The sequence below is a fragment of the Granulicoccus phenolivorans DSM 17626 = NBRC 107789 = JCM 15570 genome, from assembly GCF_000423085.1.
Classification (GTDB): domain Bacteria; phylum Actinomycetota; class Actinomycetes; order Propionibacteriales; family Propionibacteriaceae; genus Granulicoccus; species Granulicoccus phenolivorans.
In genome coordinates, this window is the sequence record NZ_AUHH01000040.1 from 26525 (window position 1) to 41631 (window position 15107).

The following is a 15107-nucleotide window of genomic DNA, read 5'->3' on the forward strand; positions in this document are numbered from 1 at the left end:
GCCTAGCTGCGGATCAGAATGGTCACCGCGATCAGGGCGACCACGACCAGGACCAGGGAGTACACCGGCATCATCAGCGAACCGCTCAGCGGGCGGTTCAAGCGCATCGCCCGCTCCTGGGTCGCCCAGCGCCGGTAGGCCACCAGGCCGACCACGACGCCGGTGAGCACCAGCACGACCGCGATCAGTTGGGCCTCGACGGCCAGGTTCGGCAGGTAGTTGTGCAGTGCGGCCACGCCGACGCCGGCGGTGAGGAAGCCCAGTCCGGTGCGGATCCAGGCCAGAAAGGTGCGTTCGTTCGCCAGCGAGAAGCGGGGGTCGGGCTCGGATCCGACGCCGTACACCGATTTGGGAAACCGGTGCGGTGTGGCTTCCTCTTCGGGCGGGGTCGCGGACGCATCGGTCATCGCAGCACCCAGCTCTGCTGGGCGTCGGAGACCCAGGTGGTGGCGTGGCCGAGTCGCTCCTCGGGGATCCAGCCGGCCTGCAGGTCGCGTCGGTCGATGACCTCGGCCCCGGTCAGTTCGTGGACGCGGCGGCGTACGTCGGGGGAGTCGGAGCCGATGGCCAGCACGGGCAGGGTGTGTTGCAGGTGATTGACGGCCAGGGTCTTGGCCACCTCCTCGAGAAATCCCGGGGCGATGATCACCAGGGTGTGGTCGGACATGGCGGTTCGCTCCAGTACGGGCATCAGCTCGCGGATCGTGGTCACGGGCTCATCGCACACCATCACCCGGGCGTTCGGCAGCACCGCCCAGCGGGTGGGCGGATCGGTGATGAACTCCGGCGCCAGCCAGCCGGCGGCCACCGGCGGGGACTCCGCGATGCGGGAGCGCAGCCGGTCCCGTTCGGGGTCGGCGAGTTCGGTGGCGGGGGCATCCTCGCGCGGCCGGGCCGCCTCGAGTTCGGAGAGGTACGCCGGGACGACCTGTTCGGGGTGGAAACCCGGAATGTCGCGCTTGGGTGGGGCGGTCAGCTCGCGCTCGCGGGCGGCGTTCTTGTTGCGGTCCCACACCACGCCGAACACGATCGCGCCCACGATCAGCATCGAGACGACGACCAGTCCGATCTGCCACGGCTCCATGAACCCAAGCGTGCCATGAGTGGGGCATCGCGTCGGGTAACCTGTTCGATGCCCCTATAGCTCAGTTGGTTAGAGCAGCGGACTTTTAATCCGCGGGTCGTGGGTTCGAGTCCCACTGGGGGTACTCGAACTCACCTCGGCCAGGTTCCGGCAGTGCCGGTGGAGTGCCGCAGTGCCCGGCGGCTCCCCGCGCGGCCTCAGATCCTCGGCGGCAGACAATTTGCGTCGCAAAGGCAGCGCATTTCCCGGCGCAGGCTCGGGCGCCGGATTCGGTAGTGGATCAATCGCTATTCGTGAACCAAATGTCCGAGAGATGAAAAGTTGTGAAAATTGAACGAGTGCCCGTCACTCGGTGACGGGCACTCGGTGCAGATCAGGCGTCGCCTTCGCCCTTGGAAATCTTCGGAGGGCCGGCACAGTCGGTGTCGACTGAGACGGTGGCGAAGTCAACGACGAAGGCGCGCGTGCCGGTGGCTAGTCCGAGCACTTGGCGCTGAAGTTGCCGGAGGGGGTGAGGGTCGCGGAGTCGAGGTTCACTGCGCCGGAGTTCGGGTCGCACAGCTCCCCGGTGGTGGCGGTGCTGCCCCGCATGGCCCGCGTGGGTGGGGTGATGGAGGGTGCCAAGGTCCCCGAGATGGTCTCGTTCACCTTGCCGCTGGGCGTCATGACGATGTTGACGTGACAGTCGGTGATGGGCCAAAAGGTTCCCGATTCATCAAGGAAATTGCACATGATCGCTCCGTAGGCATCATGCTGAACCGTGGCCCCTTGCCCGTTGCCGGGAGCCGCAAATGCTGCACCTGCTCCGGCCATCGTGACCGCCAGGGCGAGCCCACCGATTGCCGCACCCAACTTCATCGCTTTCTTGTTCATCGCACATCTCCTTCGGATGTCTGATGCAGTGTGACGTCTGCCTCACCTGTTACAAGTGAACACCGTGGGTCAGATATTCGGCTAGCCCTTTCTGGAAAATATATCTGTCCCCCTTCGGTACTACAACTTCCTGTTTGCGGCTGAGTTCCACAGGTATTCCCTCCATCGCGCAAAGTGGTCATTCGATACTTCCCCATACGTCGGGACACGGATGACTGCGCTATCACGACAACCTGTGAGGTGAGTCACCGTCAGGGGGCGTGTCGTCGATTCGGTGAACTTTTTGTCAGAGGGCGTCCATAGCGTTCTTGGTACGCGGTTGCAGGGTGCGACCGAACGGAGAAGGAGAACATCATGTCTGTCCCGACGCAGGGCCCCGGCCAGCCGATGCAGGGTCCCGGCTACCCGGCGGGCGCCCCCACCCAGCCGCCCGCCAAGGTGAAGAAGCCGCTGTGGAAGCGCTGGTGGTTCTGGGCGATCGCGGTCATCGTCGTGATCGCGATCGCCAGCCCCAAGGGTGGCAACTCGACCACCGCCTCGCAGCCGGCCGAATCCCAGGCCCCGCAGGCAACGGCCACCTCGGGCCAGGAGGCGCCGGCCGAACAGGCGCCGGCCGGCCTCCCGGGCGTGGGCACCCCGGTGGCCGCCGGTGATCTGGAGATCACCGTCAACAAGGTCTCCACCACCACCCAGTTGAAGAGCGCGCTCGGCAACAAGTCCGGCAACTGGGTCGTGGTCGACGTCACGATCAAGAACAACGGTCAGAAGCAGGCCACGATCACCAGCAGTGATCTGAAGCTGGTCGAGGCCGACGGTACGGAGTACTCGACCGACTCCGACAACATCATGTACCTGGACTCGGAGAAGAATCTGTTTCTGAAGCAGATCAACCCGAAGCTGTCGACTGACGGCCAGGTGCTGTTCGCCACCCCCGAGCAGGCCAAGGACTTCACCTTGAAGTTCAACAGCGGCCTGTTCGGCCCCGCAGTTGAGATCGATCTGAAGTCCTGATCGTCCCCGGGTCGGGTCGGGGTGTCGTTGACGCCCCGACCCGACCGCTGTGGTCTCTCGTTCGGTCCGGCCGGCCGGTCGGCCGGACTGGGGTCGCAGTCGGTCAGTTGGTGCACTTGGCGGTGAAGTGGCCGGACGGGCTGAGGGACCCGGAGAGCATGGTGCGGGCGCCGGAGATGCGGTCGCACAGTTGTCCGGAACGGAACCGTACCGTCGTCGTGGGAGCTGTCACCCAGGGGGCCAGGGTGCCCGTCACGGTCTCATTTATCCTGCCCTTGGGGGTCGTGACGATATGGGCGTCGCAGTCGATCATCTTCCACAAGAAGCCGTTCTGGTCTGCAAATATGCAGTACATGCCGCCGCCGTACGGATCGTGCTGGACGGATGCTCCTTGGCCCTTTGTTGCGGCAGAAGCTGCGCCTGCTCCAGTCATTGTTACGGCCAGGGCAAGTCCCCCAATGGCCGCACCCAACTTCAGAAGTCTCGTGTTCATGGCACATCCCTTTCTGGATGCCTGATGGGGTTGGAGTTGAATACTCCCACCAGATCAAGTACACACTTCGACAAACATTTCGGCTACTGATTTCTGCGGAAGAGATTTGCTGAGCAAATGAGGTTTTGCGGAATTGGAACTATGCAAACTTTCGCGCGAAGTGGTCTATGTGAGGGAGGCGGTTGCCGGAGTTCAGACCTTGGAGGGGGTGGAAAGTGTAATCCAACAAGGCAGCATCTCGCGGAGTTTACCTGTTTTTCATCTTCCGTGAGTCAGTTTTTTGTGCGGTTCGCTGCTAGCTTTTGGGCGGAGGTACCACCTCCCGGCAACGGAGCCGTTCGTCCAGTTTTTCGAACGGGCCGTCGGGTCCAGAAGGTGGCATGCCTCATGTCGTATGTGCCCAAGCGTGCCGTCACGCCGCTGCCGGAGAGTCGACCGGCGCCGCATCGCTCCGATTACCCCACCTTCGCCCATGCCGCCCCGTCGCGCCTCAGCCTGGTGGTGGGGGTGGCTGCCCCCGTGCTCACGGTAGCCCTCTGGTTGTGGTTCGTGCTCGACACCGTACGCCGCCACGCTGTGTCGACCATCGCGGTGGATACCGTGCTCTGGCTGGTGGTCATGCTGGTGGCTGCCACCGCATTGTCGTTTTCCTCGGCGATGTACCTGGTCGGCCGGGCCGGCGCCCTGGTCCGGCTGCGTCGGCACCGCCGGCTCAGCCGGGGTGAATTGTTGGCCGCCTTCGCCGAAGATTCGTCGTCGATGACCGTCCTGGTGCCCTCCTACGCCGAGGAGCCCCGGGTGGTGAGCGCCACCCTGTGGTCGGCGGTGCTCCAGGAGTTCCCCTCCCTGCGCGTGGTCCTGCTCATCGACGACAAGCCCTTTCCCACGGACCCGGAGGTGCGGGCCAAGCTGGATCTCACCCGGGAGTTGCCCGGCCGGATCGCGGCCACGCTGGCGGAGCCCCATCGATTCAGTACCCAGGTGCTCGAAGATTTCCTCGCCGCAGGCGACTCCGTGGTCACCCGGAATCAGCTCTTCGCGCTGGCCGGGGCGTACGAACGAGCGGGCCTGTGGCTCGGCGAACTTGCCCGGCAACAGCCGGTCGAGGACCACGCCGACGCGTTCCTGGTCGATCAGGTCTTCGTCGGGCTGGCCGACGACCTCATCCACGATGCCGACCTGCTGCGGGGACGCGCCGCCGATGACGACCTCCCCGACCGGGCGACGCTGCTCGCCGCGCACCAACGGCTGGTCCGGATCTTCTCCGCCGATCTGGACCTCTTCGAACGCAAGCGCTACGTGTCCCTCTCCCAGGAGGCGAACAAGGCGATGAACCTCAACTCCTACCTGTCCTTGATGGGTCGGGCGTGGTCGATCGAGAGTGGGGACGCCGGTGACGTGCTGGTTCCCGCCGAGGACCCGGCCCGGGCCGACCTGGTGATTCCGGACGCCGACTACGTGCTGACCCTGGATGCGGATTCCCTGCTGGTGCGGGACTACTGTCTGCGCCTGGTGCACGAACTCACTCGGCCCGGCAACGAGCGGGTCGCGGTGATCCAGACCCCCTACTGCTCCTTCCCGGGCGCACCCAGCCGACTGGAGCGGGTCGCCGGCGCGACGACTGACCTGCAGCACCTGCACCACCTGGGCAAGACCTACTTCGGCGCCACCTTCTGGGTCGGGGCGAACGCCATCATCCGCCGCGCGGCACTCACCGACATCGAGCAGGTCAGCCTGGAGCGGGGCTTCGAGGTGCATACCTACATCCAGGACCGCACGGTCATCGAGGACACCGAATCCAGCATGGACCTGGCTGCCCGCGGGTGGAGCCTGATCAACTACCCCGAGCGCCTCAGCTACAGCGCCACTCCGCCCGACTTCGGATCCCTCGTCGTCCAGCGGCGGCGCTGGGCCAACGGCGGGCTGATCATCATGCCCAAGATCGTCGACGTGCTGCGAGGACGCTGGGCGCGCCGGGAGCGCATCCGGGTCGGGGAGATCGCCCTGCGGATGGATTACCTGGGGTCGATCGCCTGGACCGGGGTGGCGGCGCCGCTGCTGATGCTGGTGCCGATGGTCGGGGAGTTGCTGAGCCCGTACCTGTTCCTGACCGCAGCGCCCTTCCTGATCGCCCAGGCGTCGGACCTGCGCCGGGTGGGGCACCGCGCGCTGGATGTGATCCGCGTCCAGGCACTGAACATGGTGCTGCTGCCGGTCAATCTGGCCGGGGTCCTGAAATCGGTCCAACAGGGGATCACCGGGCGCAAGATCCCGTTCGCCCGCACCCCCAAGATCGCCGATCGGGTCGCCGCTCCCGCCGTGTTCGTGCTGCTGCCGTACCTGTTGGCGGGGGCGCTCGGGCTGGTGGCCGTCCGCGCCTTCCTGCTGGGCTATGTGCTGGGCGGCTGCTTCGCCGTCGCCGGCGTCCTGCTGGCCCTGGCCGGCACCGTGGTGTTCGTCGGTGTCCGGGACGGATTCCAGGACGTCACGATGGGCGTACGCCAGGCCCTCACCGCACCCGGGCGCAAGGCCAAGGCCGTGGAGCCCGCCCCGGCCACCCCGCAACTCGCCGGCTGACCCCGGTCGCGAATCAGGCCGGATCGGTCCGGGCGACCCCGGCCGCCCCGGTGATCAGCCGGGTCAGGGTGGCATCGTCGACCCCATGCCATTCGCCGGGGACCACCACCGACTCCCCGTGCGGCAACGCCTCCGCGAGCTCGCGACCCCAGCGAATGATGGCGGGATCGGTCGTCTCGGAGGCGATGAACAGCGCCGGCTGCCGCACCGACGCGAACCGACGGGCCGGGGTGCCCGGCAAGAACTCCAACTCGTGCAGCAGCGAGGGCGCGTCGCGCAGGATCTCCTCGCTTACCGGCGGCAACTGGGCCATGACCTCCTCGGGGACCCCGACCACCTCGACGTTGAACCAGCGGTGCAGTTCCGCGGGCCCCGCGGCCAGGCGACGCCGCCCCTCGGCGAGGAGGGCCCGATCCGGATCGGGATCGTCGAACAACGGCGGCTCCAACACGGTGAGCCGGGCGATCGGCGCCCCGGCAGCGGCGGCGATCAGCGCCAGGGTCGCGCCGGAGGAGAACCCGTACACCGTCACCGGGCCAGCGGCCATCTCGAGGACTGCGATCAGGTCCTCCACCTCGCGCTGCACGTCATAGGGCTCGGTGTCTCCGCTCTCGCCCTTGCCGCGCCGGTCGTAGGTCCACACGGTGAAATGCTCCGCGAGCGCGCCGGGCAGGGTGGGTTGCATCGTGGTCGCTCGCGACACGCCCACGCAATGAATCATCACCAGATCCGGGCCGGCACCCAACCGGGTCCAGGCGATCGGGGTGCCGTCGGCGGAGGTCGCGACGCCGGTGGTCTCGATGGTGTCGGACGCAGTGCTCATGGGGACTCCTCGTTGAGTTGAGCTATGTTTAAAAGAGTAATAGATATGTTTTCAATAGTCTAGGCTGGCGCTATGCCGATCAAGCGCACCTACGCCTCGCACGGGGATGCCTGCGCCACCGCCCATGCGGTGGAACTGCTCGGGGACCGGTGGAGCTATCCGGTCCTGCGCGAGCTGATGCTGGGACCCAAACGGTTCAGCGAGTTGGCGGCGGCGCTGTGGGGGATAACTCCGGCGGTGCTCACGGCCCGGTTGCGGCAACTCGAGGGATCCGGCCTGGTGCGGCGGGTGACCCTGCCCGCACCGGCGCGCGCCACGGCGTACGAGTGCACGCCGTGGGCGCGCGAACTGCAGCCGATCTTCCAGGCCCTGGGGCGATGGGCGGTGCGCTCGCCGCTCCGCGCGGACGCCGGGGGTGGGCTGACGCCGGATGCCATGGTGCAGTCGATGCTGACGATGGCCCCGGCGAGGACGATGGATCCGCCACTGGAGCTGGAGCTGGAGTTCGCCGACGCGCGTTCGGGGCCGGCCGCCGTGTGGTACGCCTACCGGCTGCGGTGGGCCGATCGGCTCGTCATCGAGCGCAGCACCGAACCCGACCGGGCGCGGGCGGGCGTACGCGGGGACTCCTCGGCCTGGGCCCGGGTGCTCTACGAGGACGCCGCGCCCGACGCCATGGAGATCACCGGCGACCCCACGGAGGTGGCCCGGCTGATCGAGGCGTACGCCGGGACCGTCGGAAATGGTGCAGCAGACTCCGCTGGACCCGGGTGAAACTGCCGCTGACTGGCCCCGGCGAAAATCTGCTGCACCGTTTCTTACGCTTGCGGTCGCCGGCCCGTGGGCACGACGGCCGGCAGGAGCGGAACCGCCCACCTCGGCGGGATCAGGGTGCGGTCACGTCATGGGGTACCCGCTCGGCGATCCGAGCGGCCAGTTGGGGATCCGGCCCGACTCCCAGTTCGTGCTCGAGTGCTCGGGCCAGGTTCCGGTAACAGAGCATTGCCGCGTGGCGATTGCCCTGCCCCAGATGGGCGTCGATCAGGGCGCTGACCGCCGACTCACACAAGGGGTCGGCCTCCACCGCCGCGGAACCGGCCAGGACGGCATAGCGATACTGCCGCTCGGCGGCCATCGTGCGACAGGCCGCCTCCAACCCCTGCACCCGCAGGATCCGGAAACTCTCCTGGAACCCGCGGAGCCACTCCTCGTCCCAGCTCGGCAGGAGGTCGTTGGACAGCGCCAGGATTTCCCGGAGGCCCAGCTCGCTGCCGCGCAGTCCCCGAGCAGCGGCGGCCCGGGCAGCGGTCAGGTCCACGGTCGCGTCCAGGATCAGTTCGCCGTCCATGGCGATGATCCACCGCTCGGGCACGTGCCACAGGGCCCGGCGCAGATTGGTCCGGGCCTGCGCTTCCGGGAGGTCGGGCCACAGTCGCCCGGCGGCCTGACCCCGCGTGACCGGAGTCTCATGCACCGCCAGGAACGCCAACAGACGACGTCCGGGCTGTGGAATCGGAGCCTCCGCATGAACGGTGAGGCAGCCGAGGACCGCAATACGCCGCCGTGCTCTGACGAAGGAAGTCATCTCGGTTTCTCCAAAGAATCCAAGTGCGCCGCCGGATCAGCGAAGGTGGGAGGACGCGGCGCTCGGCGACCACGTGCTTGCGATGCTCTCTTGATTTCAAGTTTTCCCCGGCCTGACGAGGCTGTCAACGCGTGCAATCGGGGGACAACCGGGTCCGCCCGGACGGACGCACGGCCGACGATCTCAGCACTCCGGAGGCGGCCGACCGGACGGTAGCCCGACGGGAGGCGTACCGGCCCGGGACATTACGGTCCGGCTCGCTGCTACGTCGGTAAACGGCCGCCTTGGTGTACTGGGAGGCGATCGCTGTGCCGATCGGCCCGCCGTGCAAGGAGGCTCGTGATGACCACTGTTCCGGAGACCTACGCCACGGCGTCCCCCGAGGCCTGGGAGGCGGACACCCCCTTTGCCGAGACGTACGCCGCCGAAGGGTCCGGCAGTGGTTCGCCGGCCACGGTCGGTGAGTCGGAAGGCTTCACCGCTTGGGAGAACGAGTCACCGTTCGCGGAGAGCGCGGCGGGCTTCACCGAGCAGAACCCCGCCGAAGCCCGGTTCGCCGAGGCGTACGACGAACTGCGGGACGAGGCCTTCGACGAGGCGGTGGCCGACCTGGTCGCCGAGACCGAGCAGGCGGTCGAGCAGCGCTTCGAGGCAGAAGCGCCCGCGTCGTGGGGCACCGAGCGGGAACGGTTTGCCGAACTCCACCTGGCCCCGGTGGCCCTGGAGGCCGAGCAGTACCTCAGTGCGGTCGGCGAGGCGCTGAGCGGCGCCGACGTCGAGACAATGGGACCCGAGCAACTCGAGAGGCTACTGGAGGCCGCCGAGTCCCACCCGGTCGACCTCTCGCCGGCCTCCGAGAACTTCTTCGGGGCGATCCGGAACAAGCTGCGGCAGGCACTTCGCGTCGCCAAGAACGTCGCCGGCAAGGTCGGCTCGCTGGCCAAGGGAGCGTTCAACTTCGCTCTCCGAAAGCTCAAGGCCCTGGTCCGACCCCTCCTGAAGCGGGTGATCTCGTTCGCAATCGGCCGCCTGCCGGCTCCGTTGCGGGGCCCGGCCCGGATGCTGGCACAGCGGATCGGGCTGGAGGCAGAGGAAGAGGCACAGGTCAGCGACGAGGGCCGGACGGTGTCCCCGGCAGTACTCACCGACGCCGAAGCGTTGGCCGAATCCTTCGATGCGGCCCTGGCCGAGTCCCTTGCGACCCCGCCACCGGAGGGTGCCGAGTTCGAGCAGTTCGCCGAAACCCAGGAGGACGAGCGACCGCTGGAGGGTCTCGAACTCCAGACCCTCGCCGAGGCGCGGGCAGAGTTGGTGGACCGCCTCGGATCGGCCCGTGAGGGCGAAGACCTCACCCCGGCCATCGAAAACTTCATCCCGGCCCTGCTACCGGCGCTGCGGGTGGGGATCCGCCTGGTCGGCCGGGACCGGGTGGTCAGGTTCCTGGCCGGCTACCTGGCCAAGCTCATCGGCAAGTGGGTGGGGCCACAACTGTCCGGCCCACTCTCCTCGGCCATCGTGGATGTCGGCCTGCGGATGCTGACCCTGGAAGCCGAGACGGAGGCGGAGCAACCGGCTGAGGCCGCCCCGGCCGTGCTCGCGGCGACCGTCGAGGACACGGTACGTCGGCTGGCCGAAGCCGAGGACTATGTCTTCGACAACGAGGACCTGATGCAGTTGGCTGTGGCGGAGGCCTTCGAGCGCTCGGTGGCCACGAACTTCCCGGCGCGGTACGTCCGCACGGCCCTGCAGCAGGCGCCCTCCCTCGGCGGGTCATTCGTGCCGCGGGGTGTCCGCAGCCAGCGGCCCTACCGCAAGTACACCCGGGTACCCACCATCGAGGTGACCGAACAGACCGCTGAGGCGGTCCGCTCCTTCGGCGGCACCACCCTGGCCGCGGCGCTGCGCGCCCACGGGGTCCGTCTTCCCGCCCGGGTGCGGATGCACATCTACGAGGCCGTGGCGGGTACCACGCTGCCCCGGATCGCCCGGAACGACCGGGCGCTGGCGCGCCTGGGCGCCGGACCGGCGGTGTGGGCGAGATTGCACCCGCTGACTCCGCAGGCAGCGGGGCTGCTGGTGCGTGAGCCCCGCCTGGGAACCGCGGTGCCACCGATCTACCTGCGCTCGCGTCAGCGGATCGCCGTGGGGCAGCGGTTCTACTTCCTCGAACCGCTCCAGGTCGGGCAGGCTGCGCGCGGCGGGCAGTCCGGCCGCCCCAGCCAGGCGCGGATCAGGATCGATCTGCGCACCGCCACCGTCACCACCGCGGTCTACCTCTCCGAGCCCGATGCCCAGCAGATCGCGGCGGCCGTCCAACAGGGCCGCGGGGCCCCGGTGTTCCTGCAGACGGTGGGCCGGGCCATCCGGGGGATCACCTTCGCCCCGGGTGATCGCTCGGTGAGCGTACGCGGCGAACTCGAGGAGGGCGAGGAGTTCGCGGCTGCCCTGCTCGGCCGGTTGGCGCCCCGCGTTCTCTCGGTTCTGCAGCGCCGGCTGCGCGCCTGGGCCATGACCATGTTCGCCGAGTGGGTCCGGGCCCGGATCACCGAGTTCACCCGGGCCGCGGCCGATCCCGCCGACGGCCTCACGCTCCGGCTGACCCTGCGCGCGGTGCCCGGCCTCGAGTTGGTGAAGGACGCCCTCGCCGGGCGGCTGACCCCTGAGGCACTGCGCCGGGTGCTCTCGGGAGACGCCTTCCGGGGAACACCGTCCGGCACGATCACCGTGGTCCCGGGGAGGCGGTGGAAGTGACCGGCAGCCTGGTGGTCGCCGCCGATCCCACCCAACGACTCCGGGCGGCGGACCTGCAGCGGCAGACCGCCCACTGGCTGGCTGCGGCCACCACCTTCCTGGACGCGGAGGAGTTCGCGACCGCGGAGGCCTGGCGGTCGGTGGAGAGCCAGACCGGGCTGGGACTGCGTCGCCAATTGCACGAGGCGGTGCAGGACCTGCTGCGGTTGGGGCGGACTGCTCGGGAACTCGCCGGCCGGGCCGAGCGGGATCCGGCCGCGCTGGCGACGGCCGCTCGGGCGGTGCAGTTGTTCCGGCGCCGGTTCACTCAGGTGGAGACCACGCTGGAGTTCTTCGGGGACGCAGTGAACTCGCGGACCAGTGAGACCCTGCGGATCGTGCTGCGCCGGCTCGATCAACTCGCGGTGGCCAGCATGGCACCGGTCCTCACGGCTGCGGGCATACCGGTCCCGCCCGTGCTCACCTACGTGGACAAGGGGATGGGCGCCTCCATCCTGCGAGCCGGGATCCGGTTGTGGAACCCGGGCACGGTCAATCCGGTGGCCGCGGTGAAAGTGGTCCGGCACAACCTCTACCGGCCCACCTCCCTGTTCCACGAGACCGGACATCAGGTGGCCCACCTGACCGGATGGGTGCCGAGCCTGCGTACGCGCCTCGTCCGGGCCCTCGCCGATGACGTGCACCTACAGCGGATGTGGCTGCCGTGGGCGTCGGAGATCGCTGCCGATGTGTACGCCTTCCTGCTCACCGGCTATGCCTCGGTGGCAGCGCTGTACGACGTGGTCGGCGATGATCGCACCATCATGCGCTGGCCCCCGGGTGACCCGCACCCGGTCGGGTGGCTGCGTACCCGGCTGGGATGTGCGTTCTGCCGGGCTGTCTTCGGCGCCGGGCCCTGGGACGACCTGGAACGAGCCATGATGGCCGCGCATCCGGTCGACCGGGCCGAGCCGACGACGGCGGGGCTGTTGGCCCGCTCGGTGGAGCGGCTGCCGCAACTGGCCCATGCGTGCCTGAGTGCCCCGGTGCCGCTGCTGGCGGGCCGGCCCATGGCCGCGGTCCTCGACCCGCGCCGGGTGGCGCCCGAGGCGCTCGGCGAGCTGGAACGCACCGCCGGTCCGGCGCTGTGGCGGTCGGCGTACTGGCGGGGCGCCGAGGGTATCCGGATGATCGCGCTCGGTGGCCTGCGAGAAGCCGAGGACCCGGCCCGCTCCACCGAATGGATCGATCGAGCCCGCACCTGGATGACGACGGTTGCGGCCGCGTGAGGCAGCGAGGAACAGGAGACAGCAATGGCGAACGATGTGGGAGAGCAGCTGGCCGCCCTGGAGACCAGGGTCGACGACCTTGCGGCCGCGCTGGACGTGCTGGCGCATGCCCTGATAGCCGACGAGGCTGTGCTCAAGCAGTTGCATTCAGCCGACGCGGCGAAACTGCGGACGTCGATCCAGTCGACGTATCGGGACCGGGACGCGGTGGCGAGGGCACTCACCCTGCTGGATGCGACGTTGCAGGACAAGCTCGAGGCGATTCGGTACCTGGAGCGATTGAAGGACCTGCTGCCATCGGTCGGGGTGGCCCTGGACGTCGCCCGGGCCCGGTTCCTGGCCGATCTGGAGTCCTCGTTGCAGGCCCCGGAGTGGAACCTCGTCCAGGGGCCGTTTCCTAGTGACGGGGTGGGGCTGGGCGGCCTGCGTCGTCCGGGGCGTGGGTAGCCATGCCCGATCCCGCGGCCCTGAAGTCGGTAAAGAACAGGAAGTGACGCAATGTTCCAGCAACTTGTCCAGCGGTTGGTGCTGGCCAATGGGGTACCGCCGGCCCAGGCGGCCAGCTCCGTCCTCACCGCGGATCCCATGGACCTGGTTCTCTACATGGAGCAGGTGTGGCGGGATGCCGCAATCTCCGGGCCGGCCGGCAAGGCTCGTACGACCCTGATGGCGACGGGGGACCTGGCGGGGCTGCCGGCCTCGCCCCAGCCGCCCTGGGACCACCTCGGCTACGCGTTCGCGCTGGAGAACACCCGGGCGGTGCAGATCCTCGCCAGAGTCGTTCGGGAGTTCCGCTCGGGCGAGGCACTGGGCATTCCGTCGCTGGCGACGCAACGGTGGCTCGACGCCACCGAGGCTCTGCTGTTCGGAGCCGGCAACCTCTTCGCGGCCTGGACGTCGACCAGCCTGGTGCGCCCCGATCCCGAAGCGGTCCGGCGCAACGCGTACTGGCGCATGTTCGGGATGGATCTCGCGTTCGGTACCGAGGCCAACTCTCCCTTCCCGTACGCCAAGGCGGCTGCCGCCAATACGACCTTCGTGGCGATGTTCGAGGAACTGCTCTACGAGCTGTGGCAGGCCATCTCCAACATCCGGAACTCCTCGGGGCAGAACCAGGCCGATGACGACCGGATCTACCGTCTCGCCGAACAGCTGGGGCAACTCCTGCGCAGCCGGCGGCTGGCCAATCTGCTGGCGCGCGAGGAGCTCAGCGCCGTGGCCGCCCTGGGCTGGGTGGAGCTGACGCTCAGTGCCGATACCCCGGTCGTGGTCGATCTGCGGGCGAACGCACCGAGTGCGGCCGAGCGGCTGCGGCTGATCGGGCAGAAGGTGGATCTGCCGGCCCACAGCAAGTCCTTCGCCTTCTTCTCGATGGCCAACGAACTCTCCCTGCTGCTGAAGGCGCTCGAGGCGAACCTGGTGTCCGAGCAGGGCCTGGCGTGGCTCCTGTACGCCCCGGCTCCGCCGCCGGGTGCTGCACCCCTGCCGGCCGGGGCCCGGCCACTGGACCAGGAGAGCCGGCGGGTCATCACCGAGTGGTCGGCCGCCAGCGGCAAGGACCTGAAGGTGCGCAAGTTGGCAATCCAGACCGCGCCGCGTCCGGGGGAGGGCACGCGCCGCAACGGTCAGTCCGCCGCGCTGACTGGGCGCTGACTCCGGAGCTCCGGGCTTCGAACGCGAGAGGTGACGACGATGTCTGCACAGTGGCTCGACAGCCAGTCCGAGCAGGAGTTCCCGGTGCAGGGGCCGGGAGCAACCTTCACCGAGGAAGGGTTCGAATCCCCGTTCAGTGCGGAGGTGTCGGTCCTGCGCGGATCGACAGTCCCCCTGGAGGCCGCGCCGGGAGCCGAATGGGAATTGCCCGGATTCCAGCCCCAGGTCTTCGTCGAGCCCGGGGAGGCCTTCGAACCCATGGGGGACGAAGTTGGGGAGCGGGAGTCGTACGCCGAGGAGGCTTTCGCGGAACCCGAGTCGTTCGCGGAGTCGGAGTCGTTCGCGGATCCGGAGTCGTACGTGGAGTCGGAGTCGTACGTGGATCCGGAGTCGTTCGCGGATGAGGCGTTCGAGGCATCCGAGTCGTTTGGGGATCCGGAGTCGTTCGGGGAGTTGGGGTCGGGGGGCTTGGTGGGTTTTCCGTCGGGGGTGGTGTTGCGGTCGGTGTCGGGGTTGACGGGTCGGGGTGAGGAGTTCTGGGATCCGAATGGGGTGGGGTTGCCGTTGTTGGATACCGGTCCGGGGGTGCGTGGGTTGCGGTTGTCGGCGAGTTTCTCGGTGGGGGAGTTGGCCTCGAGTGGGGGTCGGGTTTCGGATCGGGCGCGGATTTCGCCGGTGTTGGTGGGGTTGTTGCAGGGGATTCGGGATCGGGTGGGGCGTCCGGTGCGGATCAATTCGGGGTTTCGGTCGTGGGGTCGGAATGTGGCGTTGTATCGGGGGCGGGGGAAGCGGCCGACGTTGAGTCGGCATTGTTCGGGGCAGGCGGCTGACATTGTGGTGGCGGGGTTGACGGGGACGCAGATTGCTGAGGTGGCGTTGGCGGTTGGTGGGCGGGAGTTGGGGATCGGGGTGGGGAGTAATTATGCGCATGTTGATGTGCGTGGGGTGTGGCGGTTGTGGACGTATTTGTCGGGTGATGCGGATGTGCG

At 68.3% G+C, this 15107-nt stretch carries 14 protein-coding genes and 1 tRNA gene; 9 read left to right on the forward strand and 6 right to left on the reverse strand.

The features are described 5' to 3' along the window. Positions 1-2: 2 nt before the first annotated feature. Together G531_RS0114775 and G531_RS0114780 are read right to left on the reverse strand one after the other, a co-directional pair. Positions 3-407: a YidH family protein gene (locus G531_RS0114775; protein ID WP_035759153.1), complete on the reverse strand. Its 405-nt coding sequence runs from the start codon at positions 405-407 to the stop codon at positions 3-5. Continuing rightward, complete coding sequence (locus tag G531_RS0114780; RefSeq protein WP_026927842.1) at positions 404-1084, reverse strand: hypothetical protein; 681 nt, start codon at positions 1082-1084, stop codon at positions 404-406. Before G531_RS0114780 ends, G531_RS0114775 begins: the two co-directional genes overlap by 4 nt. A 50-nt stretch (positions 1085-1134) precedes the next feature. On the opposite strand from G531_RS0114780, the gene G531_RS0114785 reads away from it, so the two are divergent. Continuing rightward, a tRNA-Lys gene (locus tag G531_RS0114785) sits at positions 1135-1208 on the forward strand. 350 nt (positions 1209-1558) lie between these two features. Here the strand turns inward: G531_RS0114785 and G531_RS25790 are convergent. Beyond that, entirely contained in the window at positions 1559-1957 is a 399-nt protein-coding gene (locus G531_RS25790) for a hypothetical protein (protein ID WP_145978613.1), read from the reverse strand. A gap of 354 nt (positions 1958-2311) precedes the next feature. On the opposite strand from G531_RS25790, the gene G531_RS0114795 reads away from it, so the two are divergent. Then, on the forward strand, positions 2312-2968 hold the full coding sequence (locus G531_RS0114795; RefSeq protein ID WP_026927844.1) for a DUF4352 domain-containing protein: 657 nt from the start codon (positions 2312-2314) through the stop codon (positions 2966-2968). A gap of 103 nt (positions 2969-3071) precedes the next feature. Here G531_RS0114795 and G531_RS25795 read toward each other — a convergent pair whose 3' ends face one another. Further along, a complete protein-coding gene (locus G531_RS25795; protein ID WP_145978612.1) occupies positions 3072-3461 on the reverse strand; it encodes a hypothetical protein in 390 nt (129 codons plus the stop codon). A gap of 387 nt (positions 3462-3848) precedes the next feature. On the opposite strand from G531_RS25795, the gene G531_RS22945 reads away from it, so the two are divergent. Next, a complete protein-coding gene (locus tag G531_RS22945) occupies positions 3849-6038 on the forward strand; it encodes a glycosyltransferase family 2 protein (protein ID WP_051215549.1) in 2190 nt (729 codons plus the stop codon). Between the two features lie 13 nt (positions 6039-6051). On the opposite strand, the gene G531_RS22950 is transcribed toward G531_RS22945, so the two are convergent. Next, the gene (locus tag G531_RS22950; RefSeq protein WP_051215550.1) at positions 6052-6861 is read right to left on the reverse strand and encodes an alpha/beta fold hydrolase; all 810 of its coding nucleotides are present in this window, start codon (positions 6859-6861) and stop codon (positions 6052-6054) included. A gap of 72 nt (positions 6862-6933) precedes the next feature. On the opposite strand from G531_RS22950, the gene G531_RS24790 reads away from it, so the two are divergent. Continuing rightward, a complete protein-coding gene (locus tag G531_RS24790; RefSeq protein WP_051215551.1) occupies positions 6934-7635 on the forward strand; it encodes a winged helix-turn-helix transcriptional regulator in 702 nt (233 codons plus the stop codon). Positions 7636-7747: 112 nt separating this feature from the next. Here G531_RS24790 and G531_RS22960 read toward each other — a convergent pair whose 3' ends face one another. Next, positions 7748-8446, reverse strand: a complete 699-nt coding sequence (locus tag G531_RS22960) for an AfsR/SARP family transcriptional regulator (protein WP_035759155.1) — start codon at positions 8444-8446, stop codon at positions 7748-7750. Between the two features lie 342 nt (positions 8447-8788). Between G531_RS22960 and G531_RS0114825 the strand changes: the two genes are divergently transcribed. The 5 genes from G531_RS0114825 to G531_RS22970 form a co-directional block, all read left to right on the forward strand. Beyond that, complete coding sequence (locus G531_RS0114825; RefSeq protein WP_026927846.1) at positions 8789-11197, forward strand: hypothetical protein; 2409 nt, start codon at positions 8789-8791, stop codon at positions 11195-11197. Then, positions 11194-12465, forward strand: a complete 1272-nt coding sequence (locus tag G531_RS0114830; protein WP_211221868.1) for a hypothetical protein — start codon at positions 11194-11196, stop codon at positions 12463-12465. Before G531_RS0114825 ends, G531_RS0114830 begins: the two co-directional genes overlap by 4 nt. A gap of 24 nt (positions 12466-12489) precedes the next feature. Next, a complete protein-coding gene (locus G531_RS0114835) occupies positions 12490-12912 on the forward strand; it encodes a hypothetical protein (RefSeq protein ID WP_026927848.1) in 423 nt (140 codons plus the stop codon). Between the two features lie 51 nt (positions 12913-12963). Continuing rightward, positions 12964-14118: a hypothetical protein gene (locus tag G531_RS22965; RefSeq protein WP_051215552.1), complete on the forward strand. Its 1155-nt coding sequence runs from the start codon at positions 12964-12966 to the stop codon at positions 14116-14118. A gap of 144 nt (positions 14119-14262) precedes the next feature. Next, positions 14263-15107, forward strand: an 845-nt coding sequence (locus G531_RS22970) for a YcbK family protein (protein WP_035759186.1), incomplete at its 3' end; no start/stop codon positions are given.